Annotated in this window: 1 protein-coding gene; it reads right to left on the reverse strand. The window is 54.3% G+C overall.

Translation table 11 applies throughout. The features are described from left to right. A partial coding sequence (locus tag ACRHNM_RS16675) for a DUF349 domain-containing protein (protein WP_431137745.1) occupies positions 1-276 on the reverse strand: 276 nt, incomplete at both ends.

Genomic DNA, 276 nt, shown 5'->3' on the forward strand with positions numbered 1-276 from the left:
GCAAGTGCTTCGGCCCGTTCAATCAATTTTAGCTTTTCCTCCAGGTTGTGTTTGAAGTCCAGGTCCCGCAATTCCCGATTCAGGTGGAGGAAGTCGTAGAAGATTTCCACATGGTGATGATAGGTCCGCCAGACGTCGTTGTACTGGGTGCGGGGTACCGGGCCTGCCTGCCTCCAGCGCTCCTGCAGGTCCTTGAAGTGCTGGTAGGTGGTGTTCATGTCCTCCTCCATATTCACCAGGCCTTTGAGCTCTTCGATAATTTCCTGGCGGATGGTC

Source organism: Psychroserpens mesophilus (genome assembly GCF_050617655.1).
Taxonomy (GTDB): domain Bacteria; phylum Bacteroidota; class Bacteroidia; order Flavobacteriales; family Flavobacteriaceae; genus Psychroserpens; species Psychroserpens mesophilus_A.